This window comes from Brenneria goodwinii, assembly GCF_002291445.1.
GTDB classification, from domain to species: domain Bacteria; phylum Pseudomonadota; class Gammaproteobacteria; order Enterobacterales; family Enterobacteriaceae; genus Brenneria; species Brenneria goodwinii.
Genome location: NZ_CP014137.1, coordinates 1,377,988 through 1,402,786, shown reverse-complemented (window position 1 = coordinate 1,402,786; position 24,799 = coordinate 1,377,988). Strand labels below are relative to the sequence as shown.

Here is a 24,799-nt window from a genome sequence, read left to right as displayed (position 1 = left end):
CGCTGGCGTCGCGCAGGCCAAATAGCCGATGGCACATCATAAAGAGATTAAAACAACTATTTGAAATGCTTTTTTTAACTTTCCATAGTTGAATTCCGCCGCTGCGGAAAATAGAACCTTAACAGGGTGAAAATAGCGGCGTCATGCAGAATGTCGGGCTTCGGCAAAAAATCACTTAACCTATTTAATGTATTAACTTATCAGGAATAAACCTTTGACCAATAATAGCCCGGTTGTTAATTTTTTATTTCCTTCCTTTCCTATAAAAAACTGATATATGACTGATATCTTGGCTGAAAAACTCATCGCCTGGCGCCGGGAATTGCATCAATATCCGGAGCTTTCAAATAATGAATACCGGACCACAAAAAAAATCACCGAATGGCTGCGCGGAGCGGGCATCGGTATTCTGCCGCTGCCGTTGAAAACCGGCGTAGTCGCGCAGATCGGGCATCATGCCGGCCCCACCATCGCCCTGCGTGCGGATATCGACGCCTTGCCCATTGATGAGCAGACGACTCAGCCATTCATTTCCCGCCATAAGGGCGTAATGCACGCCTGCGGACACGATGTGCATACCTCAATCATGTTGGGCGCCGCCCTATTGCTTAAAGCGCGCGAATCGCAACTGGCCGGCAACGTGCGCATTTTGTTCCAACCGGCGGAGGAAACCTTCAATGGCGCCAATCAGTTGATTGACGCAGGCGCATTACAAGGGGTCAGCGCGATTTTTGGCGGCCACAATGCCCCTGGATTGCCGGTAGGCGAATTCGCCACGCGCAGCGGCCCGATGCACGCCAATGTCGATCGCTTCGAAATTTTAGTGCGCGGCAAGGGCGCGCACGCCGCCTACCCGGAGCAAGGTGTGGATAGCATCGTGGTCGCCGCACAACTCATAACCGCGCTACAAACGCTGCCCAGCCGCAGCTTCGGCGCGCTGGACTCGGTATTGGTCAGCGTCACGCGGGTCAGCGGCGGCAACACCTGGAACGTATTGCCTGAACGGGTGGAGCTGGAAGGCACCGTGCGAACCCACGACGTGGAAATCAGAAAGGCCATCCCGCAAAAGCTCGCCACGCTGATCGGCAATATCGCGGCCGGGTTTGGCGCGCAAGCGGAGCTACGCTGGCACGCCGGTCCGCCCACGCTCATCAATAGCCGAGAATGGGCGGACTTCAGCAAGGCGGTGGCGGAAGAAGCCGGTTATCGGGTACGCGATCAGCAACCGCAGATGGGCGGCGAAGATTTCGCCTTTTATCTGCATCATGTTCCCGGCGTATTCGTCAATATCGGATCGGCCAGCGAATTCGGCCTGCATCACCCGCGGTTTAACCCCGACGAAGCCGCCATCCTACCCGCCGCGAACTACTTTAATCTTCTGGCGGGCAAAGCATTGCAAAAACTGGCGCAGCGATAAACCGCGAGCGGGGGCGGCTCTTCCGGTTACAGGCGCTGACCACCGCTGGCGTCAATACGTTGACCGGTGATCCATCTTCCGGCCTCACTGGCCAGGAAAGCGACCACCGCGGCAATATCCTCCGGTTGCCCCACCCGTCCGAGCGCCACGCTCTGCGCGATCAGCGCGGCGGATTGCGCATCGCGGGCGCGCGGGTTCATCTCGGTAGCCGTCGCCCCCGGCAACACCGCATTCACCGTTATCCCCCGCTTCCCCAACTCGCCGGCCAACAACACGCTCAGGGTTTCAAGCGCCGCTTTTGCCGGGGCATAAGCCGCCATATCCGCAAATGCGGCGCGGGTACTCATCGACGATATATTAATAATTCGTCCGCCATCGCGCAGCAGAGGAAGCGCTTGCTGAATCAGGAAAAAAGGCGACACGAAATTGACCTGCAACATTGTGTCAAGCTGCGCCGGAGTAATTTCAGCAATCGTCGCACGACCGCCCAGGCCGGCGTTATTCACTAAAATATCAAATCCCGGCTCGCCGTAGCGACGGATAAGCTCCGACCGTAATTGCCCGATAAGCGCGAACGCGCCGTCCGGATCGTCCAGGTCGGCGGAAACAGCGAATGCCTGAACGCCGGCCTGTTCTATTTGCGCAACCAGTTGGGCGGTTTCCTCCCGCCGGTGATGAAAATGCGCCGCCACAATTACGCCCTGAGCGGCCAGCGCAAGTGCGATGGCCCGGCCGATCCCACGGCTTGCGCCGGTCACCAGCGCAATCTTAGGAATGTCGGTTGCCATTTTCGACCTCCCGCCGTGGAGCAGCCCAGGTGTTGTGCGCTTCCAATTCCCGGGCTAATTGCAGCAAGGCATGGCGATCCACCTTGTTGGTTCCCGCCCAGGGAAGTTCATTGATAAAAGCGATGCGCCGGGGATGCTGATAGGCCGGGCCATGACGCAGTGTGTGCTGCCTGAGTTCCTCAGCGGCGAGGACATGCTCCGGATGAAGTACGACAAAAGCGACGGGCATCTGGCCGCGCTCATCATCCGGCAAAGGGACCACGGCGGCCTGGCGCACCAGCGGATGCGACTCCAACGTTTTCTCCACCTCAACGGGAAAGATATTCTCTCCCGAGCAGACAAACATGTCGTCCGCCCGCCCGGTAAAATAATAGAACCCCTGCTCATCACGATGCATCACATCGCCGCTGTAGTACCAGCCGTCATGAAACGCCTGCGCGCTTTTTTCCGGCAGCCGGTGATACCCAGGCGTTACCGCCGGGTTGCGCATACACAACACGCCGTCATTTTCCGTTGGGCCGTCAACCAGCTTCACCTCGTCTGCGGACAACGGATAGCCTAATGCCAGCGGCGGAGTCGGGATACCGTCGGGATGCGGTCCGAACACCGCCGGTCCCGCCTCCGTCGTACCGTAACCGTGCGTGATAACCGCATGAGGAAACGCGGCCTGAATACGCGCCAACAGCGAAAGCGACATCGGAGCCGAGCCCAGCATCAGTTTGCTAAGCGCGGAAAAATCATGCCCTTCCAGTAAACGGCCGTCGCCAACCAGGCGGGCGAACATGGTGGGCACCGCGGTGACGATATTTATCCGGTAACGCGAAAGCGCATCCACGTAGCGTTTCACGTCAAAAGACGGCAAAACCACCAACAGACCATTGGCCGCAAAGACCCGTTTGGCCAGAAACAGACCGTTCATATGAAATAGCGGCTGCGCCAGCAGATAGCGGGCCTGCGGGCCGTCCGGCTCTACCCCGCCGCTGCGGGTGACGCGCAGCGCCCAAAGCTGTCCGTCATGGGTCAACGGCACGCCCTTGGGACGACCGGTGGAGCCGGAGGTGTACAGGATCATCGCCAGATCGCCGGGGGCCGGCGCCACGCTGTCAAACGTCTGCGGGACAATACGCCGCCAGAAACCCTCGGCCGTCTGTCCGTCGAAATTAACCAACGTCATAGCCGCAGGCAAATTCGCTTTTTGCAGAATGGCGTGCCGGGCGTCATCGACGAACACCAGACGGATACCCGCATCCGCCAGCAGATACTCAAGCGTGGCCGTCGGCACTTTTATATTCAGCGGTACCGCCACCAGCCCGGCACGCATAATGCCAAAATACGCCGCCAAATATTCGGCCCGATTCAGCGAAGCGATGCCCACCGTGCTGCCGCGCGGCAGACCGAGGCTGGTGAGAAAACTCGCCACGCCACCGGACAGCAGGTCGATTTGCTGATGGCTCCAGATCCGCGGCGATGCCTCGTCACGTAAATCGATAATGGCGTCACGTTGCAAATCGCTTTGGCGGTCGATAAGGTCGCCAAGATTTTTAATGTCGGAAGTCATGATAATTCCTCAGCACGGCCATGGCCGAGTGCTTAAGCAGTAATGTCAATGATCGGGAAATGGCAGGCAACCCGGCGCCGCTCGCCGCAGTCACGCAATTGCGGCCGTTCCAAACGGCAGCGCTCGCCGGCATGGGAACAGCGAGTGTGAAACGGGCAGCCGTCCGGGGGCGACAGCGGGCTGGGCGGTTCGCCCGTCAGCAGATTCTGCGCGCGCGCCGCGCGGGGATCGGCCACCGGCGCCGCAGAGAGCAACGCCAACGTATAAGGGTGCGCCGGGTTGGCCCAAATTTGCCGGGTAGGTCCGCTTTCCACGATTCGCCCCAGATACATCACCAATAGACGATCGGCGATATATTCCACTACCGACAGATCATGGGAAATAAAGAGGTAGGCCACGCCGGTTCGATGTTGCAGGTCGCGCATCAGGTTGATCACCTGGGCGCGCACCGACACATCCAGCGCCGAGACCGGCTCATCGCAGATAATCGCTTTAGGTTCCAGAATCAAAGCCCGGGCAATCCCGATCCGCTGCCGCTGTCCGCCGGAAAATTCATGCGGATAGCGGGATGCCGCAGCAGCGGGCAACCCAACCAGTTCCAGCAGTTCGCCGACCCGCTGACGAATGGCAGCCTTTCCCCAGCCAGCGACCTCCAACGGGCGGCCAATGCTTTTACCGATGCGCTGACGCGGGTTCAACGATCCCTGCGGATCCTGAAACATCATCTGGATATCCGCGCGGTAGGGCAGCAACGCCCTGCGGTTCAGATTGGTGATATCGTCGCCATTGACTTTTATCCACCCGCCGCTGCTGGCGATAAGCCGCATGACCGCTTTACCCAGCGTGGATTTTCCGCAGCCGGACTCCCCTACCAGTCCGACGGTTTCTCCGGGCCACAGGGATAGATCCACGCCCGATAGGGCGTAAACCCGCCCTCGTCCCGTGGGATAACTCACCTGTAGATTTTGCACCTCAAGCACGGCAGTCAAGATCGCCATCCTCCATTAGCCTGGCGGAGCACCGCCGCCGATACGTCCTGCTCCGCCCTCCAGCAGGCCGCCAGATGATCGCGGCGTAACGCCTCCAGCGCAGGCCGTTGCCGCCGACACTGGTCCGTAACATGCAGGCACCGATCGGCGAAGGCGCATCCCGCCGGCAGTTCGCCAAGAGACGGCACCCTGCCGGGAATATCCAGCAGTCGCTGATTCGGCTGCCCGGATGTCGGCGTGGCACGCAGCAATCCTTGGGTATAGGGATGCAGAGGATGGTCGAACAGCTCCAACACCGGCGCCTCTTCGACTTTTTTTCCGGCATACATCACCGCCACGCGCTGGGCCATGGCCGCCACGACGCCTAAATCATGGGTAATCAACATCAACGCCATGCCGGTATCGCGCTGAAGTTCGCGTAATAAAGCGAGGATCTGCGCCTGGATGGTCACATCCAGCGCCGTAGTCGGTTCATCGGCGATCAGCACGGCCGGTTTACAGGCAATCGCAATGGCGATCATGACGCGCTGAGACATCCCGCCGGAGAGACGATGGGGATATTCGAGCATGCGGCGAGGCGCATCGGGAATATGCACCTGTTCCAGTAATTCAATCCCCCGCCGCCACGCCTCGCGCAGGGATAAACCAAGATGCGTCCGCAGCACTTCGCTCAACTGATCGCCGACGGTTTTGACCGGATTGAGCGAACTCATCGGATCCTGAAAAATCATCGCCAGCCGACGGCCCCGCAGACGCCGCATTTTACCTTCGCTCAACGCCGCGATATTCTGCCGTTCAAACCAGATCTCTCCCCCGCCGATGCACACCGAGGGCGCAGGCAGTAAGCGCATCAGCGCCAGTGCGGTCAACGATTTCCCGCAGCCGGACTCGCCGACCACCGCCAGTGTTTCGCCCGTATGCAGCGTCAGTGAAACGCCGTCCAGCGCCTTGATCCGCTTGCGTCTGCCGACGATATCCACCGTCAGATTGTTGACTTCCAGCACCGTATTCATGGGCGATCCCGCAGCTTCGGATTCAGGGCGTCGTTTAGCCCGTCGCCCAACAGGTTTAGCGCCAACACCGCCAGCATAATCGCCACGCCGGGCACTGCGCAGATATACCAGGAGGAGCGGATAAGCGTGCGGCCTTCGCCCACCAGCCGCCCCCAACTGGCAAGATTGGGATCGCCGAGGCCGAGAAATGAGATGACCGACTCATAGAGGATCGCCCCGGCGACCACCAGGGAGGAAAGCACGATGACCGGCGGCATCACGTTGGGCAGGATTTCCGCCACAATGATCCGGGTATTGCCCATGCCGCAGGCGCGGCAGGCCTGCACAAACTCGCGTTCTTTCACCGAAAGGAATTCGGCGCGCGTCAGCCGGGCGATGGGTTGCCAGGAAACCAGACCGACCGCGACAATGATATTGGCGATATGGGGGCCGAGAATCGCCACCACCGTCAGCACGAATACCACATTGGGAATGATTTGGAACAGCTCGGCGATACGCATCAATACTTCATCCACCCAACCGCCGAACCAGGCGGCGCTGGCCCCTACCGCCACGCCGATGGTCGTCGCCGCCACGCTGGCCGTCAGGCCAATCATCAGCGTGGCGCGGCTGCCGTGCATAATCAACGCGGCGATGTCGCGGCCAAGGGAATCGGTGCCCAGCGGGTAGCGGGCATCGGTAAACGGCCAGATTTCCGGTATGGCGACGATGCGCAGCGGATCGACCGGATAAATCCAATCGGCGGTCAACGCGGCAATCAGAATAACCAGCACGATAAACGCCCCGAAAACCGCGCCCCGGTTGCGGCAAAAATGGCGCAAAAATTGCAAGTACGGCGCGCCTTCAGCGGCTAATGGCGTAATCACAGACATTTTCATTCAGCTCCGAATCCGCGGATCCAGACGGAAATAAACCGCGTCCACCAGAATATTAATCACAATCACGACCAGTGAACTGAGCACCAATATCCCCAGCACCACGGGATAGTTGCGGCTCATCACGCTGTCGAATAGAACCTGGCCGATACCGGGCCAACTGAACACGGACTCCACCACGATACTGCCGCCCAGCACGGTGCCAAGCTGTAAACCGAACAGCGTCACCACCGGCAGCAGAGCGTTGCGCATAACATGTCCGATCACCACTCGCAGACGGCCCAATCCCCGGCCGCGGGCGGCGCGCACAAAATCCAGCTGTGCGACCTCCAGCATCGAGGCCCGCATAACCCGCGCGTACGTCGCCGCGTAAAACAGACCGAGGGTCAGCGCGGGCAGCACCAGATGGTGGAGAATATCGAGGCATCGCCCCCAGAGCGTTTCATCCGCGCCTATCTCCTCCATGCCGCCCACCGGAAACCAGCCGAGCTTCACGGCGAACAGAATAATCATCATGATACCGAGCCAAAAACTCGGCGCGGCGAAACAGAGAACGGACAGCGCGGAAATAAGCGAGTCCCATAGGCTGTTCACCCGCACCGCCGCCAGCACGCCGGCGCTGATGCCCACCAGCAACGCCACGGAAATGCTGGCCAGCATCAGGATCAGCGTTGCAGGTAAATGCGCGAGGATAACCTCCAGCACCGGCATGTTCTGACGATAGGAAAAGCCCAGATCGAGGCGCGCCACCGCGCCGATATATTTCAGCAACTGTAGCCAGGCCGGTTGATCGAGGCCATACAGCGAGCGCAAACGTTCGATCATCACCGGATCGGTCACCTGCTGTTCGGCGGTCATCACATCCAGCAGATCGCCGGGAACCAGCTTCATCAGGATAAAGTTGATGATAATCACGCCAAGCAACAGCGGAACGCCCTGCAACAAACGGCGAAAGATCATTCGCGCCATGCCGCTACTCCGCCAGCCATATATCATTGAGCGAACTGCCCTGCACATTCGCGGCGGTGGTGAAATTCCGCACGTTTTTACGCGCCAGCGTATAGGACTGCATTTCCACTAACGGGACGATCGGTACATCGGTGCTGGCCAGACGGGCAAATTGATGGATCAGATCCCGCCGCTGATTTTCATCGGTTTCAACGGTGATTTTCCCGACCAGTGCGTCCATCTCCGGGCTGCTATAGCCGGTGGCGTTGCGGAACGCCCCGCCCCTGACAATGCCGTCGGTGGTGAAAAATTGGGTTACCGTCGGCACCGGCTCCAGCGGAGAGGTATAGTTGGAGATGGCGATATCATAATCGTAATCGTTGTAAATACGTTTTAACGCCGTCGCGCGGTCGACGGAATCCAGCCGCACGCTAATATTGATATCCTCCAGCGCCTGTTTGAGATACTGGCCGAGTTTGGCGTTCTCCTCGAACCAAGCCGCCGCCAGCAAATTTACGCTAAAACGGCTGCCGTTCTTCACCGGCAGCCCGGCGGCATCGAGCAGCGCCGCGGCCTTTTTAACGTCGAATTCATATTGCGGCACATCATCGGTGTAAAACAGGGAATTGCTGCTGAAAATAGGCGCCAGCGCTGACTTGCCGCGACCGAAATAGATGGTGTTGACGATAAACCGGCGATCGATGGCGTGCAAAATGGCCTGCCGGACTTCACGGCGATTAACATGTTCACGGCGCTGATTAAATTCAACCGTCACCGCCCAGGCGCTGTTTTCATAGCCGCTGGTATCCAGCACGACCTGTCCGCCCTTTACCAGGCGATCGACCTCCCGCGCCGGTACCGGATTGGAATAGCCCACGCCCAACTGACCCGTTTCCAGCGCCGCGGTGCGCGACGCCGCATCGCCCCACCAGCGCACCAGTAACTTATTCAGATACGGCTGGTTGGGAGACCAGTAATTGTCGTTGCGGCGGTAGGCCACGTAGCTGCCGCGCTCCCATTTATCAAAGATCCAGGGTCCGGTGCCTACCGGCCGGTTATTGAGCGGATTGGTCAGGATGTCTTTACCGGCATAGAGATGCTTTGGCAGCATCAACTGATATTGTCCGGCCAGAATGGACTTCAGGAAAAATTCCGGCACCGGATTATCAAAGTTGAGAGTCACGGTAAAGGGATCGGCGGCCGTGGCGCCGTTCAGCGATTTCAGCGCGATGCCGGCCGAAATGGCTTTCCAGTGTTCAAGCACGTTAAACACCACGTCCTCGGCGGTAAAATCGGCGCCGTCGTGCCACTTCACCCCCTGCCGTAGTTTGATTTCATAGCTTTTAAAATCGGCGGCGGGCACCACTGATTCCGCCAGTTCCGGTTGAAAATGCAGTTCGTTGTCCAGCTTGAGTAACCGTTCCAGTATTTTAGTGGAGGTCTGGAAAGGCGAAGATCCGCCGCCGCCAGGCACAAACAGCGCCTGCGGCTCCAGCCCGCCCCAGGAGATCACCAGCGTACCGCCGCGGCGCGGCGCAATAACGGCGCTCTCCTCGGCAAAGGCGTCGCCGATCAAGCGAAATCCCGTAACCTGCGACGACAGCGCGGCAAAAGAGCCGCTCACTCCCAGGATGCGGAGGAAATTCCGCCGGGAAAAACGGTCGGTCATGATAACACTCCTGTTGATGCGGTTGCGGTGGCGTAACTTGCCCGACCGATAGCCAGCAAAACATGTTGTTCGTTATAAACATCGACATCGGCGACGCCCACGCTGCGGCCGTTGCGGCGCACGCGCGCGACCACCCGCAGCGAGGTGTGGATCGCCGGCCGCAGATAATCCACGCGAAAATTAATGGTGGGCAGGCCAGTGCCGACGATCATGGCCAGCGCAAAGTCGCCGACGGTATCGATAATCGACGCCAGGGGGCCGCCGTGCCACTGGTCGCTCCCCGCGATGCGCTCAAACTCGGCGCGCATCGGAACCGTGACGGTCAGCGTTTGCTGGTCGTAATCCACGGATTCGACCTTTAAATTCAGCCAGTGGATAAAAGGCGAGGCGCGAAATTTTTCTTCGATTTGCGTTTGGCTTAACCGTGAACTCATATCACCACCACTTTGCCGATAACCTGACGCTGTTCCAGCGAGGCCAGCGCTTCGGCCCCCTGCTCCAGCGGCCATTGACGATCGATCAGAACATTGAGTTTTTTCTCCCGCACCAGGGTCAACAGGCGGTGCAGGTCTTCTCTTTCCCAGCCGTTGGAGCCGCGGATTTGCAACTCATAGGTCCAGATGTAGCGGATATCTTCCGCCGGATTGAAACCGGCGGTGGCGCCGCAGGTCAGCAGACGGCCGCCGACGCGCAGGCAGCGCAGGGATTTGACCCAAGTGTCGCCGCCGGTAAAATTCACCACCACATCGACGCCGCCAGGCTGAGCCGCATTACGCTGGCGCGACGGCTTGCCATAGTGCTGGAACAACTGCTTCATAAAATCCTCCTCGGTATAGCGGATGACATGATCCGCCCCAAGTTGGCGCAGGCGTTCGGCCTTCTCTTCGCTACCGGCACAGGCAATCACCTGGGCGCCGGCCAGTTTGGCCAACTGCACGCAACAGACGCCCACGCCGCCGCTGGCGCCCAATATCAAGACCTTTTCCCCCGGCTGGATCTGACCGATGGTGGTTACCATGCGTAACGCGGTGCCATAGGCCACCGGCAGCGCGGCCGCTTCGGCGAAGCTAATATCGTCGGGCAAGGCGATAAGCTGATGGGCCGGCACCCGGCATAATTCGGCCAAACCGCCATGGGTCGTCTCTCCCACCAGGCCGCCCTCAACCCGGTTAATCGGATCCACCACAACCCGGTCGCCGATGTTCCAGCCCTGAACGTTTTCGCCAAGCGCGATAATTTCTCCGGCGACATCCAGGCCGATAATAATGGGGAAAGACAAACTGATCCCCGGCATACCGCGGCGGGTAAAAACATCATGATAATTCAGCGAAGAAGCCCGAACTCGCAGTAAAACCTCGCCCTTACCGGGAACCGGGTCAGGAAAATCGTATTCAAACCGCAACTTATCGTTGCCGCCGTGTTCACGTAGCACAATAGCCTTCATAAGATTTTTATCCGAAAATAGTAGCGATAGGCTCAAACGGCCCGAAAGAGTAGCGCCACGTTGAAGGCATCCCGCGCCGCGACCAAGAAACTATCGGGAGATCGGGTATGGGTGGCAATTCCCTGTTGTTGCAGGTAGCGGGAGCTATCAGCCGGAGACGAAACAGCCAATTCCAACGCCACCATGCGTTCACTCCCCTCGTCTCCCGCGGCGACCTCGCCGTACAGCGACTGCGCGCGTTGCGGCGTAATAAACGACACCGTGGTTTTCCCCGCCTGTAGCCGGTAGCCATCGTCGTCAGGCTGGATAAGCGCGGGATCAAAGAGCGTGCCGTACAGGCTGGCGACGGCGTGCGGATCCGTCGCCGAAATAACGAATCCGACAATGTCTATGACGCCATTAGGATGTGTTTGCCATTCGGGGCGCCAGACCAGCTCAGGAGTTTCATGCTGGCAAAAGAAGCTGCGTCCATTGGCTACCTGCTCGGCGGCCAGCCGTACCGTGCGGAAACGGGCTTCGGGCCGGCTGCCGTCGGGCAATTCGACCGGACGAAAAAAAGAGGCGGGCGGTTCGCCGGCTAATCCGACGGCGGTCAGCCGCCGGAAAACCGCATCGCTATCCTGGGTTTTCCATACCAACCCGGAAAGGCCCGGCGGGTCGTTCCACAACGCTTTGCGCTGGTTGGCGTTATAACTTTCGAAGCCCAGCAGCTCCAGGTAGTTTTCATGGAAAACGGCGAGATGGTTGCTGGACCCCAGAGAGTGATGCCCTCTGGGGGTTAACTGAAAACCCAAACGTTGAAACAGGGTATCCGCGTCGTCAAGCCGTTGCGCGACATTGATAACGACGTGATCGACTACCGGGGTCAAACCACTCATAGACTTGTCTCTTACCTATCCGTCTGTGCTAAACAGGTAATCAACCTAGCGAATATCGCTTTCAATCCAAAACGATAATTAGTGAATAGTTTGTGCGCTAATTGAATATACGCTCGATGACGTTCCTATGGCTCGGCGGTTACGCCGTTCACCGCCGTTATCTGGCAAAAAGCCCGCGCACATTACAGGCAAGGGCTCATGCCGCCATCCACGCGCAGGATAGCGCCGGTGATAAACGCCGCCTGCCGACTGGCGAGAAACACCGCCGCCACGCCGTACTCCGCAGGATCGCCATAACGGCCGACGGGAATCGCGGCCTGGCTTTTCTCTTTCACCGCCGCCGCCGTCACGCCCTCGCGCTCGGCGCGCGCGGCGTCCAGTTGGTCGACCCGGGCGGTGGCGATGCGCCCCGGCACCAGCACGTTAACGGTAATACCGCTGGCGGCCACCTCGCCGGCCAGCGTCTTCGACCAGCCCGACAGCGCCATACGCAGCGTGTTGGATACGGCCAGATTAGCGATCGGCGTCACCACGCCCGATGACGAACTGGTGATAATGCGGCCCCAGCCCGCCGCGCGCATATCCGGCAGCACGCAGTCGGTCAGATGAATCAGCGACCCCGCCATCGCGGTGAATTCCTGCTGCCATCTGGCGAGCGCAACGCCGCTGGCGGCCGACGGCGCCGGTCCGCCGGAGTTATTAACCAGTATGCCCACCGGCCCCAGCGTCCGGCGAATATCCGTCAGCACCTCGTCGAAAGTCTCCGGCCGGGTTAGATCCAACACCCAGGCTCTCGCTCTGCCGCCCGCTTGTTCAATCAGCCCGACCGTTTCCGCCAGTTTCTGCGGCGTGCGGCCGGTAACCGCCACCAGCACGCCTTCGGCGGCCAGCGATTGAGCAATGGCGCGCCCCAGCCCGCTACCTGCGCCGCACACCAGCGCCACTTTGCCTGCTATCTTGAAATCCATACCATTCCCCTTTCAGAAATTCATCGCCGCGTCGACATAAGCGCCGTGCGCGCCGCCATCGCCAAGACACCGCCGTTCAGCGAATCTCCTGTTCAATCACGTTTTTTACCTGCTCGATAAAATCCACCACCAGGCGATTTTGCGACACCTGTTTACGCGTCACGATGCAGATGGAAACCGGCACCGCTATCTCAAACGGTACGATGGCGACGTCTTTCCACTCCTGATGCAACGCCGTTACCGAATCCACAATCGCCATCCCCACCCCGGCCTGGCTGAGCATGGCGGCGCTATTGGTATAGCGTACCTCTACATCGGGTTCGTAGTTCACGCCGCACTGACGAAACGCATAAGCCAGCAACAGTCCCAGCGTCGATTCGATGTTCAGACCGATGTAGCCGTACTGACGGACATGCTCCACCCGGATCGTCGGCATGCCGTACAGCGGATGGCCGCGCGGCACCAGGCACATCATGTTGCCGTGTTTAATCTTCTCCACGTTGACCGCCGGATGTTCGTCCAGCCCCAGCGCCAGCCCGACGTCCGCGACGCCGAGCTCCACCGCCTGCAATACCCGGTTAAGCCCCACCACATCGAAATGCACCTTCACGCCGCGCCGGTTGAGCAGCAGCTGGCGCAGCGCGTGCGGCACCAGCGAAAAGCCCAGCGGCGGCGTTCCCAGGATGCGCAGGATGCCTGCATTACCGCTGCGCAGGGAGCGAATGCGGCTCTCCGCCGAGCGGATCATCATGAAAATCGGCTCCACCTCTTTATAAAGCAGATGGGCGTCCTCCGTGGGCTGCAAGCGTCGATTAATGCGGTCGAAAAGCGGAAAGCCGAGCTGGCCTTCAAGCTGTTTTATCCCGCCGGAGACCGCCGGCTGCGAAATACCCAGCTCGTAGGCGGCGTCCACCGTCGTCTGAGAGCGCATCACCGTGCCGAAAATCTCCAGCAAACGCAGATTGATATCGTTTTTACGCTCAATTTTCACCGCATTCCCCGCCGGAGAGTATCGCCGTTAGCGCCAGCCCCACCGCCGCCTGCGTCGGGTCGATCACCGGGACGCCAAGCGTCTCCTGTAGCAACCGGCGCTGACGCGACAATCCGGCGCAGCCCAGAATCAGCACATCGGCGCCATCCTGCTCGATCAACTGGCGGCCGACGCTCTCCAGCCTGCGGCTCACCCCCTCGCCCGACGCCGACTCCGTCACGCTGATATTCAGCGGACGTTCTCCGGCCAGCCGCGCCTCCAGTCCCAGCCGGCGGACATAGGCCAGATGACGGGCGACCGATTGCGTTTGGATGGCCAGCACGCCGAAGCGGCGTCCCGATGTCAGCGCCACCGACAGCGCCGACTCCTGAATCCCCAACACCGGTACGCCGGCTGCCCGGCGGCAGGCGTCGATGGCCGGGTCCGAATAACAGGCCAGCACCACGGCGGAGACCTGGCGGCGGGCGGCGATTTCCGCCAGCAGCAGCGGCTCCACCGCCTCGATATCCGCCTGGCTTTCAATGCCGGGCGGCGCCTGAGTCAGGGTAATACATTCGATCTCCGGCCCGGCGGGCAGGCGGAAGGCCGCGGTGGCAGCGCGCAGTCCATCGGTCACGGCGGGATTGCTGTTGGGATTGATGACAAGAATCGGTAAAGGTCGCGTCATTCGGCCTCCCGCTTTGATACCGGCGCCAGATCGGCGCCGAAGTTAAGCGCCGGGTCCAGCTCCGGCGTATAGACGCCGGGCATACCGGTGCAATCCGGCGGACGCCGGTGAACGAAGCGGCCACGGCCGGCGGCGGCGCGCAGTTCGCCGTCGGCGATCACCGTTTCGCCGCGGCTGATGACCCGTACCGGACAACCGCGCAGGGTCATGCCCTCAAACGGTGTGTAGTCCATGTTGTCATGCTGATCGGCATGCGTTACACGGCGCGTCGCATTCGGATCCCACAGCGCCAGATCCGCATCGGCGCCGATGGCGATGGCGCCTTTTTGCGGAAACATACCCAGCGTTTTAGCGGCGTTAGTCGAGGTCAGCGCCACAAACTGCTGCGGCGTAATCCGCCCTTTCATCACCCCCTCGCTGAACAGCAGCGGCATCCTGAGACCGATGCCCGGCATACCGTTGGCGATCTGGCGGAAGGTGGCGTCCGGGCCGTGGAAAAATTTGCCGCTGGCGTCAAAGCGATAAGGCGCGTGATCGGAGGAAAAGAAGTCAAAAGTGCCCGCCTGCAAATGACGCCACAGCCCCTGCTGGGTGGTCGTATCGCGCACCGGCGGGCTGCACATGAATTTCGCGCCTTCCCGCCCCGGCCGATCGAGATCGTCGCGGGTAAGAAACAGATATTGCGGGCAGGTTTCACTGAAGATTTTCGCGCCGGCAAGACGCGCGCGGGCGATGATCTCCGCCCCTTCGACGGTGGACACATGCACCACCATCAGCGGACCGCCGACGAACGCCGCCAGTTGAGTCACCCGGCCGATCGCCTCAATTTCCGCCGCCGCCGGATGGCTGATCGCGTGATAGCGCGGCGCCGTATAACCGCGATCCAACAGACGCTGACTCATCCATTTTATGATGTCGTTATTTTCCGCATGCACCATCGCCAGCGCGCCGTGTTCCGCCGCCAGCGTCAGCAGGTTGAGAATGTCGCCATCATTCATTTTTACCGCGTCGTACGTCATGAAAAACTTAAACGACGGCACGCCGCGCGCCACCACTTTGGGTAGATCGTCCGCCAGCGACGCCGTCGGATCGGTGATGATCAGATGCCAGGAGTAATCCAGCACCGCTTTCGGCGCGGCGCGGTGGTGGTAAACCTCCAGCACGTTCTCCAGCCGCTGTCCCTTCATTTGAGCGGCGAAAGGCACAATGGTGGTATTGCCGCCGAACGCCGCCGACACCGTACCGCTGTAATAATCATCGGCGCTCATCAGCCCAGAAGAGGATTCCTGCGCGATATGGCAATGTCCTTCAATGCCGCCGGGCATCACCCACAGACCGTCCGCATCAATCGTCTCGCGCCCCTCGCTCAGGGCGCCCAACGCCGCGATACGGCCGTCTTTGATGCCGATATCGGCCGTGTAGTCGTCGGTGGCGGTAATGATGCGCCCGCCGCGGATAATCAAGTCAAACATCGGAGACCTCCTTCATTAATCTGCTCGTACGTCGGAAAGCGGGATAGGCGATCAGCCGGTATGACGCAGCCGCGCCGCCAAACGCTGCATCAAGCGCTGCAACTGTTGTTCGTCTTCCGGCGAAAGCCGCGCTCCCGGCGCGCGCAGACGCGCCGAGGCGAAAATGCCGCGCTGGCGCAGAATCCCTTTGCGAATGGCTAAACCGATGCCAGGCTGCTGCTCGTAGCTCAGCAGCGGCAAATGGCTGTCAAACATATCCTGCGCGCCGTCCATATCGCCCTGCTGGTGACGCCGCACCACTTCCACCAGCATTTCCGGCCAGGCGTAGCCGGTCATGGCGCCGTCCGCGCCGCGCTGTAGCTCAAGCGGCAAGTAGAGTCCGCCGTTGCCGGTCAGGATGGAGAGAGCCGTGTCGTCCGCCGCCAACTGACGGCGGATGGCGCTGATTTTGTTCAAGCCGGGGCTGTCTTCATGTTTAAGCATCACGATCTGCGGCAGTTCGCGCGTCAGACGGACGATCAGGTCGGCGCTGACGTGTACGCCGGTCATCTGCGGAAAATCCTGAAAACAGATCGGGATATCCGGCCCCAGCGCCGTACACGCCTGCTTCATGTAATTGAACACCGCCTCATCGGTTTTCAATCCCGCCGCCGGCGCAACCATCACGCCGGCGCATCCGCGCGCCATGGCGGCCTCGGCCAGCGCCGCCATATTGGCGATGCCCGCGGCGGAGACGCCGGCGATCACCGGCAGCGCGCCCGCAACCCCGTCAAGAAAGGCGTCGATAACGCTCAATTGTTCGGCCTGCGAGAGTTTCTGCGCTTCCCCCATCATGCCGAGCACCGTGATGCCGCTGACCTGCGCCTGTTGATACAAAGCGATAAGCCGCGACAAGCTCGGGTAATCAATGCCCTCCTGCTGGTCGAACGGCGTCGGCGCGATAGCGAACACCCCCGCCGTATGCCGGTTTATCCGATGTTGCATTTCGCCAGATCCTTTTCCACTTCAGCCGGAATTTCGACGCCGGTTTGTTCGACGATCAACCGGTAATGCTCGGTGCGGCGATGGCGTTTAAAGTCGAATATCGTCTCTTTGCCGAAACTGCTCTCATCGAAATCGCACGCCGCGACGATCAGTTCATCGTTCTGGGTTTTCGCCTCGGCCAGCACGAAACCGTTGGGATCGATAATCACGCTGCCGCCAATCAGTTCATGACCGTCCTCAACGCCGGCCTTGGCCACCCCCACCACATAAGTGCTGTTCTGATAGGCGCCGGCCTGCATCGACAGAAGGGAATGGAACAACCGCTTGTCATCGGCCTCGTCCCGGCGCTGCGCGTTGAACGCCGGCGTGTTATAGCCGATGGTCACCAGCTCTACGCCCTGTAGCCCCAGTACGCGATAGGTTTCCGGCCAACGCCGATCGTTGCAAATCGCCATGCCCATGATGCCGCCAAGATTGGAAAAGACGTGGAATCCCAGATCTCCCGGTTCGAAATAGTATTTTTCCAAATGCTGAAACGCGCGTTCGGGATCGTAGGCGTCGTGTCCCGGCAGATGCACCTTGCGGTATTTGGCGATAATGTCGCCGTTACGGTCGGTCATCAGCGAGGCGTTGAAGTGCCGGCCATCGGGAGTGGACTCCGCATAACCGAAAGTGATGGCCATCTGGTACATCCGCGCGCGCTCAAACAACGGCATCGTCGTCTGGTTGGGCATCTCTGATTCAAACCAGCGTTCGATTTCCGCCGGATCTTCGCTGTACCAGCGCGGGAAAAAGGTGGTCAGCGCCAGTTCCGGGAATACCAGCAGATCGCAGGAAGCCGCGTGCGCCTGATCCATCAGTTCCAACATTCTCGCCACCACCGACTCGCGGCTGTCCGTTTTCTGGATAGCGCCCAGTTGAGCGCCGCCAACAATACATTTTCTCATATTCAGTTCCCGTATTATTCTTCAACACGCCGCTCAAAGCGGCTGATCAACCTGACCAGAGGCCAAATCATTACCAGATAGAATCCCGCCGCCAGCACCAGCGGCGAGGCGTTATACGTCAGAGAACGCGCCATATCGGCGGCATACAGTATTTCCGCCAGCGACACCACGCTGGCCAGCGAGGTCAGCTTGATCACCTCAATGGTGTTGGATAGCAGGTCCGGCAGAACGTTGCGCACCGCCTGAGGCAGCACCACCCACAGCAGCGTCTGTAGCGCATTCAGCCCGGTGCTGCGCGCGGCTTCGCGCTGACCGCGTCCCACCGACTGAATGCCGGCGCGCAACACCTCGCCATAGTAAGCGGCGTTATTGAGCATGAAGGCCAACGCCACCGCCTGCATCGGCGATAAATGCAGCCCGGCGAACGGCAGACCGGAATAAATCAGAATCAACAGCACCAGAGGCGGCACGGCGCGAAACAGGTCGGTGAAAATAATCGCGCCGATGCGCAACGAGCGGCGCGAAGACAGGCAGGCCAGCGCGGTAAGCAATCCGGCCACGCAGCCGACCGGAATCACCAGCAGACAGAGCTGCAGCGTGACCCACAGCCCATCAAGCAGCATCGGGAAGCACGCTTTCATCACCTCGATATTCAGAAATTGCTCTAACAGCATGTCCATTAACGCATCCCCCAGGCGAAACGTTGCTCAAGCCAGCGCCCCAGAATCACCACCGGAACAAACAGCAGCAGATAGGCCAGCGTACCGAGCAGCAACGGGGTGGCGCTGCCGGTGACCGACTGCGCCGACGTCGCCTGATAAAGGATTTCCGGCACGCTGACCGCCGATCCCAACGCGGTGTTTTTGCTGATGGCGATGGCCCGGTTGGTTAACGGCGGGATCGTCAGGCGGATCGCCTGCGGCAGAACAATGTGCCAAAGCGTGGCGCCGAAACCAAAACCGGTGGCGCGCGCCGCCTGCCACTGCCCTTTGTGCACCGATAGCAGGCCGGCCCAGAAAATCTCTTCGGCAAACGCGCCCAGCACCAGCGATAGCACCAGCCAGACCGTGACGAAACCGGGCAGATCGATGCCGATATTAGGCAAGCCGAAATACACCAGCAGGATCAGCACCAGCGGCGGCAAAGAACGCAGCAGATCGGCATACAGCACAATCAACGCATTCAGCGTGCGTACCCGGCAGATGCGGATACAGGCCAACGCCAGCCCGATCAGAATGCCGCTTATCACCACCAGCACCGCCAGTTGCAAGGTCACCAGCATTCCCTGACCCACCAGTGGCGCATACTCGCGCATGATTTGCGCGTTGAAAAACACCGAGAGGAATCGATCCAAAGCGGAAACCGGCGCATCCATCGCTCATCCTCCCAGACGGTTGACGAAGGCGCGCAGCCGCTCATGGCGCGGATGGTGGAAAATCTGCGCCGGCGGCCCCTGTTCGACGATGACGCCGCCGTCCATAAATACCACCCGATCCGCCGCTTCAGCGGCAAAGCGCATCTCATGACTGACCACCAGCATGGTCATGCCGTTGCGCTTTAGTTCGAGCATCACGTTCAGCACATCCGCCACCAGTTCCGGATCCAGCGCGCTGGTCGGTTCGTCAAACAACATGACTTCCGGCTTCAGCGCCAACGCGCGGGCGATGGCGACGCGCTGCTGCTGGCCGCCGGACAGATCCGTGGCGCGGCTGGACGCCTTGTGTCTCAGCCCCACCTGCTCCAGATGGTGCATGGCGATCTGCCGCGCCTCGGCGGCGGACTTTTTTTGTACCTTGCGCAGCGCCAGCATCACGTTACTCAACACATCCAAATGCGGATACAGATTGAACGACTGAAAGACCATGCCGATACGCTGGCGGACGAGGTTGATTTGCCGGGCGCGTAGGGCGATATCGTTGCCGCGCAGCAATATCGCGCCGGACTCGGGCCGCTCCAGCAAATTGCAGCAGCGCAACAGCGTGCTTTTGCCCGAACCTGAAGGCCCAATCAGAAACACCAGCTCTTTCTCCGCCACCTTCAGATCGATGCCTTTCAACACCTCGGTGTCGCCGTACGATTTATAGAGTCCGGCGATCTCCAGTATCGGCCGTTGCATCATGGAAGCGTCTCCCCGGCCTCGGCGTCGGATGGCTCGCACGTCAACGGATGAGGCGTATCTTCATAACCCGGCAGTCCCGGCGGCCCATAACCCGGCATCGGCGTCACCGCCGCGCTGCCCGCCGCGGGCGTCAGGCCGAACCATTTTTCAGCCAGACGGCTGATGGTGCCGTCGACTTTCAGGCATTCGATAATGCGATCCACCTGAGCGCGGGTCGCCGTGTCATCCTTTCTGAACGCCATGCCCCATACGTTATTGGTGGACTGGGTGTAGGAAAGCGCGATGCGCGGATTCTTTTTCACCGCCCAGGCGCCTGGAGTGATGCCGGTTATCGCTGCGAAAGCCTTATTAGAAACCACGGCCTGAATAGCATCGGTATTGGTGCCGTAACTGACGACCTTCCATTGATATTCATCGGCTAATTTACGCGCCCAAATATCATATTCAGCGCCTTTATTAACGGCTAAGGTCTTATTTCTAAAACCATCGAGTGAATTAATTTCCGGCGTACCTTTTTTCACTACGAATTGATAATCGCTATTATAATAGCCCTCGCTGAACAGCACATTTTCAGCGCGCTCCTTGGTAATAGTAACCGGCGCGACAATAAAGTCATATGTTCCAGCCTGCATTGCGGGAATAAGACCGGAAAATTGCGCGGCGATAATGTTTATCCGCCGCCCCATTTTTTTTGCCACCTCATTGGCCAAATCCACATTAAACCCTTCGATCCCCCCGCCCATTTTCGGCATGGCGTGCGGCGCAAAAGTCCCATCCAGCGCGACTTTGAGAGGAGGAAGGTCGTCTGCTTGCGCATAAGAAAAAAAACATACGCCGGCAATCATCAGGCTCGCTATTTTTATATTTATTTTCATTATGGCACCCTCTATAAATTCGAATTACCCCTAGTTTTTCTACCTGATGAAAGCCGTCATTCAACAGGAGAGATATCAGTTATAAAGCAAAAAAAACCAGAAACAATATCAGGAGTTATTAAAAATAACGCATTAATATAACCTGTATTGATAGTCAAAGACGAAAATATGGCATCGATTGCACCATTGAAGACCAACTGAATTATTATTGCACTTGGGGACGTAAATAACGTTGAATTTTAGCGGAAGGATGCAACAAAAAAGTGCATATAGACAAAAGTCAGCCGTAAAAATTAAATTAAAAAACCGAATCCATTAATATTTCATATGATCCGCAAGATAATTCATTATTGCGAATATATTTCTGCGTACTGAAATACCGAAGGAGAAAAGTATTCCCGTCCGCGCGAATATCGGGGCTTTCTGTTCATCGCTCAGAAAAATCCACCACGGCGTGTCCACTATGCCGGGAGACACGCCATTCGGTCAAATACCCCAATCTTGGCAAAAGCGTTTTTCACTGCAATGGGATCGCGCGCATCCAGAACGCAGGTATTCACGTTATTACCGAGCGACGCGGCGGCCTGCGCCAGGCGTTCGGCACCGGCTTTTTATGACGAGAACACAATAGGCTAGCGAAAATTGTTATTAGCCTGCCCGACAACGCAATGTTATTACTCAAAAACAGGAGATTGAATTCACAGCAACAGGAAAAAGAAACACCATGTCACAACCCTATGAGGACGCCATCGGACTCCCCGCCCTTGAAGCCCGCATCAAACAAGATCTTGAATGGCTGGCCCAGCCGGCGAAGCGTTGGTTGCCGGTGACGGAACACGCCGGCGCGCCGGTAAAAGATGTCGTCATTATCGGCGCCGGAATGGCGGGACTGGCCGCCGCGTTCGCATTGCGCCTGCAAGGCATCGATGCCGTACTGTATGACAAAGCGCCAAAAAACGACGAAGGTCCGTGGGCGACCAGCGCGCGTATGGAAACGCTCCGCTCCCCCAAGCATTTGACCGGTCCCGCGCTGGATCTGCCCTCTCTGACTTTTCGCGCCTGGTATGAAGCGCAATTCGGCCTGCGGGCATGGAACGAGCTGGACAAGATCCCGCGCCTGCAATGGGCGGACTACCTGCGCTGGTATCGCCGGGTTCTGGTGTTGGACGTTCGCAACGACCATACGCTAACCGATTTGAATCTTCAGAACGCCCGCATCGTTGAGCTGACTTTCCAACATCACGGACAACACAGCACGATCGCCGCCCGTAAAGTTATTCTGGCCACCGGCATGGATGCGTTTGGCGGGCCGTCGATCCCTGACTTTGTCGCCGAGCTGCCCAAACGTTATTGGGCGCACTCCGAGGAGTCCATCGATTTCGCCGCGCTGGCCGGGCGCCGGATCGCGGTCGTGGGCGGCAGCGCGACGGCGATGGATGTTTCGGCCACCGCGCTGGAAGCGGGCGCCGCAGGCGTAGAGATATTGATCCGCCGTCCCGATTTCCCGCGCGTCAACCGTTCCAAAGGCGCGGGCAACCCCGGCTTTGAATCCGGTTATCCCGCCTTGCCCGACGCATGGAAATGGCGTCTGGCGCACCATATCGCCAGCGAACAGATCCCGCCGCCGCACGGCAGTACGCTACGGGTATCACGCCATAAAAACGCCTGGTTCAACTTCAATGCGCCGGTGCTGCGCGTTGAACCGCAGGGCGACGGCATTGTCATCCACACGCCGCAGGGCGAAGTTCCGGCGGACTTTTTGATCCTGGCGACGGGCTATCAGCTGGATTGGCACGCCCGTCCCGAGTTTCGATCGCTGGCCGGTCAGGTAAAAACCTGGGAGGATGCCTGGCAACCGCCGGCCGATCTGCGGAATGCGCAGTTGGCCCGTTATCCGTATTTGCGCGCGGATTTCGCGCTGCAGCCTAAACACGCGGACGCCCCGCCGGCGCTGACGCGGCTGCACTGCTTCAGCTATCCGGCCCATCTCAGCAACGGCCACGTGATCGGGCTGATTCCCGGCATCAGCCACGGCGCCCGCACGCTGGCGCAGGCGATCGCCGGGCAGTTGTACGTCGAAGATAGCGAGCATCATTACCAGGCCATTCTGGATTATGACGAACCCGAACTGCTGGGCGATGAATGGCAGCCAGCCATGCCTTATGCCTGGCGCCAACGTTGATGGAGACACCGATGTCGGAGGAAAAAAATCGCCGCCCCGTCGCCGTAGTTACCGGCGGCACCAGCGGCATAGGACTGGCGGTAGCAAGCGATCTGGCTCGCGATCACCTGGTTTATGTCATCGGCCGCCGCCGTAGCGAAACGTCACCGCTGGCCGGACACGCGAACGTGATTCAGGTCAGTCTGGATCTACGCGATAGCGAGGCGCTCGCCGCCTGGGCCGCCACTCTCGCCCGGCTGGATGTATTGGTGCATTCCGCCGCCGTCTCACAGCCGTTTGCCGTCGCGGCGGCCACACCGGAGATCTGGCGTCATCAGTTCGATATCAATCTGTTCGCTCCCGCGGAGCTGACGCGTCTGACCCTGCCCGCGTTACGCGCGAGCCAGGGGAGCATCGTGTTTATCAATTCCGGTTCCGGTACGCGCCCATTGGCGGGACACACCGTCTATTCCGCCAGTAAGTTCGCCCTGCATGCCCTGGCGGAAGCGCTGCGCAACGAGGAGCGAGAGCATGGAGTAAGGGTCGCGACCGTTTATCCCGGGCCGACCAACACGCCGATGAACCGCCCCAGAGAGGAGGACGATCCGCTGGCGCGCAGTTCGCCGCATTCGATAGCCAAAGCGGTGCGTCTGGTTATCGACGCCGATGATGATTCGCAAATCACCGAAGTCGTGGTACGCCCGCGCCACGACCCGGCACAGCGCTAAACAAGAGCCAATGCGGCAAAGGAGCCTGAAATGACCGCGACTTCACGAATAAAAGCCCTGCTGGCAGGCGAAAGGTTGGCGCGGCCCGCCATCTCCGGCTGGCTGCATCTGCCGCATGTCGATCGCGATCCTGCCTCGTTTATTCAGGAAACGATCCGCCTTACCGATGAAAACCGCTGGGATTTCATCAAAGTGATGTCGAACGGCCACTACATGGCCGAGGCCTATGGCGCCGACATCGTTTTTTCCCGCAACCCAGCGCAATGGTCCGGCGTATTTCGCCGCTACCCGATAGCCAGCGCCGACGATCTCGCCACTCTGCCGGTGCTGGAAGCGGATAACCCGGTGCTGACGCGGGAAATCGAGATTATCCGTGGTCTGGTCCGGCACTATCAGGGCGGCGTCCCTCTGCTGGCGACCCTGTTCACTCCGCTGACCTGGATACAGGAAATGACGCGCTCCACTCAGCCGGGCCCGACGCTGGCGTTTATCCGCAACCATCCCTCGGCTTTGCGCCATGGGTTGGACGCCCTGCTGCAAACCAATCTGAACTTTCTCGACGCGCTACTGCAAGCGGGCATCGACGGTATCTTTCTCGCCACCCAGTATGCGCGCGGCGATCTGCTGTCCGCGGCGGAATACCAGACATTCTGCCGCCCTTATGATGAGGCGTTGCTCAGCCACACAAAAGGCAAAACCTGGTTTAACATTCTGCATATCCACGGCGAAAGCCATCTGCTGTTCGAACCCTGCCTCGACTACGACGTACAAGCATTCAATTGGGAAAACGCCCCGCTATCCGTTACACCGTCACAATGCACCAGCATCGCGCACGTGCGCGCCATGACCGATAAGATTCTGATCGCCGGCATCGATCAAAACCGGGATTTTCATTACGCCGGCGGGCAACGCACGGCCGTCAAAGCGCGCCTGCGGCAGCGGCTGAGGCAGATCGAAGAGGAAAGCGGCGAACGCGGTTTTATTTTTGCCCCCGGCTGCGCGTTGCCGCTCAACGTAGACGGCCGTCTGTTCACGCTGCTCGCCGAAATCAGCCAGGAACAGGAGGACAACTCAAGCAGCCCCAAACCGCCAGCAAAAGCCGATCCCCGCATACTGCCGTAGAGACTGTGTTGATTACCCCCCATACGTCATTCCCGCGCAGGCGGGAATCAGTCAATGGCTATTCACGGTTTCAGTAGATGATCCCCGCCTACTACCGCGGGGATGACGAGGTGTGGTTGCGGGGATGACGGGGTGTGGCCGTGCATGAGGATGGCGGAATAGTGGCAGAGACTGTGTTGCTTACAC

The 24,799-nt window shown here is 59.4% G+C and carries 24 protein-coding genes; 4 read left to right on the top strand and 20 right to left on the bottom strand.

Annotated features, from left to right (window positions below):
* Window positions 1–277 precede the first annotated feature (277 nt).
* A complete protein-coding gene (locus tag ACN28R_RS06355) occupies window positions 278–1,417 on the top strand; it encodes an amidohydrolase (protein ID WP_095833941.1) in 1,140 nt (379 codons plus the stop codon).
* Window positions 1,418–1,443: 26 nt separating this feature from the next.
* On the opposite strand, the gene ACN28R_RS06350 is transcribed toward ACN28R_RS06355, so the two are convergent.
* The 20 genes from ACN28R_RS06350 to ACN28R_RS06255 form a co-directional block, all read right to left on the bottom strand.
* Window positions 1,444–2,205 (bottom strand): SDR family oxidoreductase, encoded by a 762-nt coding sequence (locus tag ACN28R_RS06350; RefSeq protein ID WP_095833940.1) that lies wholly within the window; start codon window positions 2,203–2,205, stop codon window positions 1,444–1,446.
* Window positions 2,186–3,763 carry a class I adenylate-forming enzyme family protein gene (locus ACN28R_RS06345; RefSeq protein ID WP_095833939.1) on the bottom strand — a complete coding sequence of 526 codons (1,578 nt, stop codon included), beginning with the start codon at window positions 3,761–3,763 and terminating at the stop codon, window positions 2,186–2,188. Before ACN28R_RS06345 ends, ACN28R_RS06350 begins: the two co-directional genes overlap by 20 nt.
* 32 nt (window positions 3,764–3,795) lie before the next feature.
* A complete protein-coding gene (locus ACN28R_RS06340; RefSeq protein WP_095833938.1) occupies window positions 3,796–4,761 on the bottom strand; it encodes an ABC transporter ATP-binding protein in 966 nt (321 codons plus the stop codon).
* Window positions 4,749–5,765: an ABC transporter ATP-binding protein gene (locus tag ACN28R_RS06335; RefSeq protein WP_095833937.1), complete on the bottom strand. Its 1,017-nt coding sequence runs from the start codon at window positions 5,763–5,765 to the stop codon at window positions 4,749–4,751. The genes ACN28R_RS06340 and ACN28R_RS06335 overlap by 13 nt, the downstream gene beginning before the upstream one ends.
* Entirely contained in the window at window positions 5,762–6,643 is an 882-nt protein-coding gene (locus tag ACN28R_RS06330) for an ABC transporter permease (protein WP_236840192.1), read from the bottom strand. The genes ACN28R_RS06335 and ACN28R_RS06330 overlap by 4 nt, the downstream gene beginning before the upstream one ends.
* On the bottom strand, window positions 6,644–7,609 hold the full coding sequence (locus tag ACN28R_RS06325) for an ABC transporter permease (protein WP_095833936.1): 966 nt from the start codon (window positions 7,607–7,609) through the stop codon (window positions 6,644–6,646).
* A gap of 4 nt (window positions 7,610–7,613) precedes the next feature.
* Window positions 7,614–9,257: an ABC transporter substrate-binding protein gene (locus ACN28R_RS06320; RefSeq protein ID WP_095833935.1), complete on the bottom strand. Its 1,644-nt coding sequence runs from the start codon at window positions 9,255–9,257 to the stop codon at window positions 7,614–7,616.
* The gene (locus ACN28R_RS06315; protein WP_095833934.1) at window positions 9,254–9,691 is read right to left on the bottom strand and encodes a PaaI family thioesterase; all 438 of its coding nucleotides are present in this window, start codon (window positions 9,689–9,691) and stop codon (window positions 9,254–9,256) included. The genes ACN28R_RS06320 and ACN28R_RS06315 overlap by 4 nt, the downstream gene beginning before the upstream one ends.
* Entirely contained in the window at window positions 9,688–10,701 is a 1,014-nt protein-coding gene (locus ACN28R_RS06310; RefSeq protein WP_095833933.1) for a quinone oxidoreductase family protein, read from the bottom strand. Before ACN28R_RS06310 ends, ACN28R_RS06315 begins: the two co-directional genes overlap by 4 nt.
* Before the next feature lie 32 nt (window positions 10,702–10,733).
* Window positions 10,734–11,579, bottom strand: a complete 846-nt coding sequence (locus ACN28R_RS06305) for a VOC family protein (RefSeq protein WP_095833932.1) — start codon at window positions 11,577–11,579, stop codon at window positions 10,734–10,736.
* A gap of 182 nt (window positions 11,580–11,761) precedes the next feature.
* Window positions 11,762–12,547 carry an SDR family oxidoreductase gene (locus ACN28R_RS06300; protein ID WP_095833931.1) on the bottom strand — a complete coding sequence of 262 codons (786 nt, stop codon included), beginning with the start codon at window positions 12,545–12,547 and terminating at the stop codon, window positions 11,762–11,764.
* Window positions 12,548–12,623: 76 nt separating this feature from the next.
* Window positions 12,624–13,538: a LysR family transcriptional regulator gene (locus ACN28R_RS06295; protein ID WP_095833930.1), complete on the bottom strand. Its 915-nt coding sequence runs from the start codon at window positions 13,536–13,538 to the stop codon at window positions 12,624–12,626.
* On the bottom strand, window positions 13,528–14,205 hold the full coding sequence (locus ACN28R_RS06290) for an aspartate/glutamate racemase family protein (RefSeq protein WP_095833929.1): 678 nt from the start codon (window positions 14,203–14,205) through the stop codon (window positions 13,528–13,530). Before ACN28R_RS06290 ends, ACN28R_RS06295 begins: the two co-directional genes overlap by 11 nt.
* On the bottom strand, window positions 14,202–15,677 hold the full coding sequence (gene hydA, locus ACN28R_RS06285) for a dihydropyrimidinase (protein WP_095833928.1): 1,476 nt from the start codon (window positions 15,675–15,677) through the stop codon (window positions 14,202–14,204). The genes ACN28R_RS06290 and hydA overlap by 4 nt, the downstream gene beginning before the upstream one ends.
* A gap of 51 nt (window positions 15,678–15,728) precedes the next feature.
* Window positions 15,729–16,661 carry a dihydrodipicolinate synthase family protein gene (locus tag ACN28R_RS06280; RefSeq protein ID WP_095833927.1) on the bottom strand — a complete coding sequence of 311 codons (933 nt, stop codon included), beginning with the start codon at window positions 16,659–16,661 and terminating at the stop codon, window positions 15,729–15,731.
* Window positions 16,646–17,608, bottom strand: a complete 963-nt coding sequence (locus tag ACN28R_RS06275) for an N-carbamoyl-D-amino-acid hydrolase (RefSeq protein WP_095833926.1) — start codon at window positions 17,606–17,608, stop codon at window positions 16,646–16,648. Before ACN28R_RS06275 ends, ACN28R_RS06280 begins: the two co-directional genes overlap by 16 nt.
* Before the next feature lie 14 nt (window positions 17,609–17,622).
* On the bottom strand, window positions 17,623–18,288 hold the full coding sequence (locus tag ACN28R_RS06270; protein ID WP_095833925.1) for an amino acid ABC transporter permease: 666 nt from the start codon (window positions 18,286–18,288) through the stop codon (window positions 17,623–17,625).
* Window positions 18,288–18,983, bottom strand: a complete 696-nt coding sequence (locus ACN28R_RS06265) for an amino acid ABC transporter permease (RefSeq protein WP_095833924.1) — start codon at window positions 18,981–18,983, stop codon at window positions 18,288–18,290. The genes ACN28R_RS06270 and ACN28R_RS06265 overlap by 1 nt, the downstream gene beginning before the upstream one ends.
* 3 nt (window positions 18,984–18,986) lie before the next feature.
* Entirely contained in the window at window positions 18,987–19,727 is a 741-nt protein-coding gene (locus tag ACN28R_RS06260) for an amino acid ABC transporter ATP-binding protein (protein WP_269467068.1), read from the bottom strand.
* Window positions 19,724–20,602, bottom strand: a complete 879-nt coding sequence (locus ACN28R_RS06255; RefSeq protein WP_220701775.1) for a transporter substrate-binding domain-containing protein — start codon at window positions 20,600–20,602, stop codon at window positions 19,724–19,726. Before ACN28R_RS06255 ends, ACN28R_RS06260 begins: the two co-directional genes overlap by 4 nt.
* A gap of 724 nt (window positions 20,603–21,326) precedes the next feature.
* Between ACN28R_RS06255 and ACN28R_RS06250 the strand changes: the two genes are divergently transcribed.
* The 3 genes from ACN28R_RS06250 to ACN28R_RS06240 are packed head-to-tail and all read left to right on the top strand — an operon-like array spanning window position 21,327 to window position 24,613.
* On the top strand, window positions 21,327–22,784 hold the full coding sequence (locus tag ACN28R_RS06250; protein ID WP_095833923.1) for an FAD-dependent oxidoreductase: 1,458 nt from the start codon (window positions 21,327–21,329) through the stop codon (window positions 22,782–22,784).
* 11 nt (window positions 22,785–22,795) lie between these two features.
* Window positions 22,796–23,491: an SDR family oxidoreductase gene (locus tag ACN28R_RS06245; protein ID WP_095833922.1), complete on the top strand. Its 696-nt coding sequence runs from the start codon at window positions 22,796–22,798 to the stop codon at window positions 23,489–23,491.
* A 30-nt stretch (window positions 23,492–23,521) separates the two neighbouring features.
* Complete coding sequence (locus ACN28R_RS06240; RefSeq protein ID WP_095833921.1) at window positions 23,522–24,613, top strand: uroporphyrinogen decarboxylase family protein; 1,092 nt, start codon at window positions 23,522–23,524, stop codon at window positions 24,611–24,613.
* Window positions 24,614–24,799 lie beyond the last annotated feature (186 nt).

Excerpts from the sequence above, each read along its gene's own strand:
- ACN28R_RS06300 (WP_095833931.1), bottom strand. The coding sequence starts at position 12,547 with ATGGATTTCAAGATAGCAGGCAAAGTGGCGCTGGTGTGCGGCGCAGGT.
- ACN28R_RS06265 (WP_095833924.1), bottom strand. The coding sequence starts at position 18,983 with ATGGATGCGCCGGTTTCCGCTTTGGATCGATTCCTCTCGGTGTTTTTC.
- ACN28R_RS06280 (WP_095833927.1), bottom strand. The coding sequence starts at position 16,661 with ATGCAACATCGGATAAACCGGCATACGGCGGGGGTGTTCGCTATCGCG.
- ACN28R_RS06320 (WP_095833935.1), bottom strand. The coding sequence starts at position 9,257 with ATGACCGACCGTTTTTCCCGGCGGAATTTCCTCCGCATCCTGGGAGTG.
- hydA (WP_095833928.1), bottom strand. The coding sequence starts at position 15,677 with ATGTTTGACTTGATTATCCGCGGCGGGCGCATCATTACCGCCACCGAC.
- ACN28R_RS06340 (WP_095833938.1), bottom strand. The coding sequence starts at position 4,761 with ATGGCGATCTTGACTGCCGTGCTTGAGGTGCAAAATCTACAGGTGAGT.
- ACN28R_RS06330 (WP_236840192.1), bottom strand. The coding sequence starts at position 6,643 with ATGAAAATGTCTGTGATTACGCCATTAGCCGCTGAAGGCGCGCCGTAC.
- ACN28R_RS06355 (WP_095833941.1), top strand. The coding sequence starts at position 278 with ATGACTGATATCTTGGCTGAAAAACTCATCGCCTGGCGCCGGGAATTG.
- ACN28R_RS06245 (WP_095833922.1), top strand. The coding sequence starts at position 22,796 with ATGTCGGAGGAAAAAAATCGCCGCCCCGTCGCCGTAGTTACCGGCGGC.
- ACN28R_RS06305 (WP_095833932.1), bottom strand. The coding sequence starts at position 11,579 with ATGAGTGGTTTGACCCCGGTAGTCGATCACGTCGTTATCAATGTCGCG.
- ACN28R_RS06310 (WP_095833933.1), bottom strand. The coding sequence starts at position 10,701 with ATGAAGGCTATTGTGCTACGTGAACACGGCGGCAACGATAAGTTGCGG.
- ACN28R_RS06290 (WP_095833929.1), bottom strand. The coding sequence starts at position 14,205 with ATGACGCGACCTTTACCGATTCTTGTCATCAATCCCAACAGCAATCCC.
- ACN28R_RS06350 (WP_095833940.1), bottom strand. The coding sequence starts at position 2,205 with ATGGCAACCGACATTCCTAAGATTGCGCTGGTGACCGGCGCAAGCCGT.
- ACN28R_RS06270 (WP_095833925.1), bottom strand. The coding sequence starts at position 18,288 with ATGGACATGCTGTTAGAGCAATTTCTGAATATCGAGGTGATGAAAGCG.
- ACN28R_RS06250 (WP_095833923.1), top strand. The coding sequence starts at position 21,327 with ATGTCACAACCCTATGAGGACGCCATCGGACTCCCCGCCCTTGAAGCC.
- ACN28R_RS06240 (WP_095833921.1), top strand. The coding sequence starts at position 23,522 with ATGACCGCGACTTCACGAATAAAAGCCCTGCTGGCAGGCGAAAGGTTG.
- ACN28R_RS06260 (WP_269467068.1), bottom strand. The coding sequence starts at position 19,727 with ATGATGCAACGGCCGATACTGGAGATCGCCGGACTCTATAAATCGTAC.
- ACN28R_RS06255 (WP_220701775.1), bottom strand. The coding sequence starts at position 20,602 with ATGAAAATAAATATAAAAATAGCGAGCCTGATGATTGCCGGCGTATGT.
- ACN28R_RS06345 (WP_095833939.1), bottom strand. The coding sequence starts at position 3,763 with ATGACTTCCGACATTAAAAATCTTGGCGACCTTATCGACCGCCAAAGC.
- ACN28R_RS06275 (WP_095833926.1), bottom strand. The coding sequence starts at position 17,608 with ATGAGAAAATGTATTGTTGGCGGCGCTCAACTGGGCGCTATCCAGAAA.
- ACN28R_RS06315 (WP_095833934.1), bottom strand. The coding sequence starts at position 9,691 with ATGAGTTCACGGTTAAGCCAAACGCAAATCGAAGAAAAATTTCGCGCC.
- ACN28R_RS06325 (WP_095833936.1), bottom strand. The coding sequence starts at position 7,609 with ATGGCGCGAATGATCTTTCGCCGTTTGTTGCAGGGCGTTCCGCTGTTG.
- ACN28R_RS06335 (WP_095833937.1), bottom strand. The coding sequence starts at position 5,765 with ATGAATACGGTGCTGGAAGTCAACAATCTGACGGTGGATATCGTCGGC.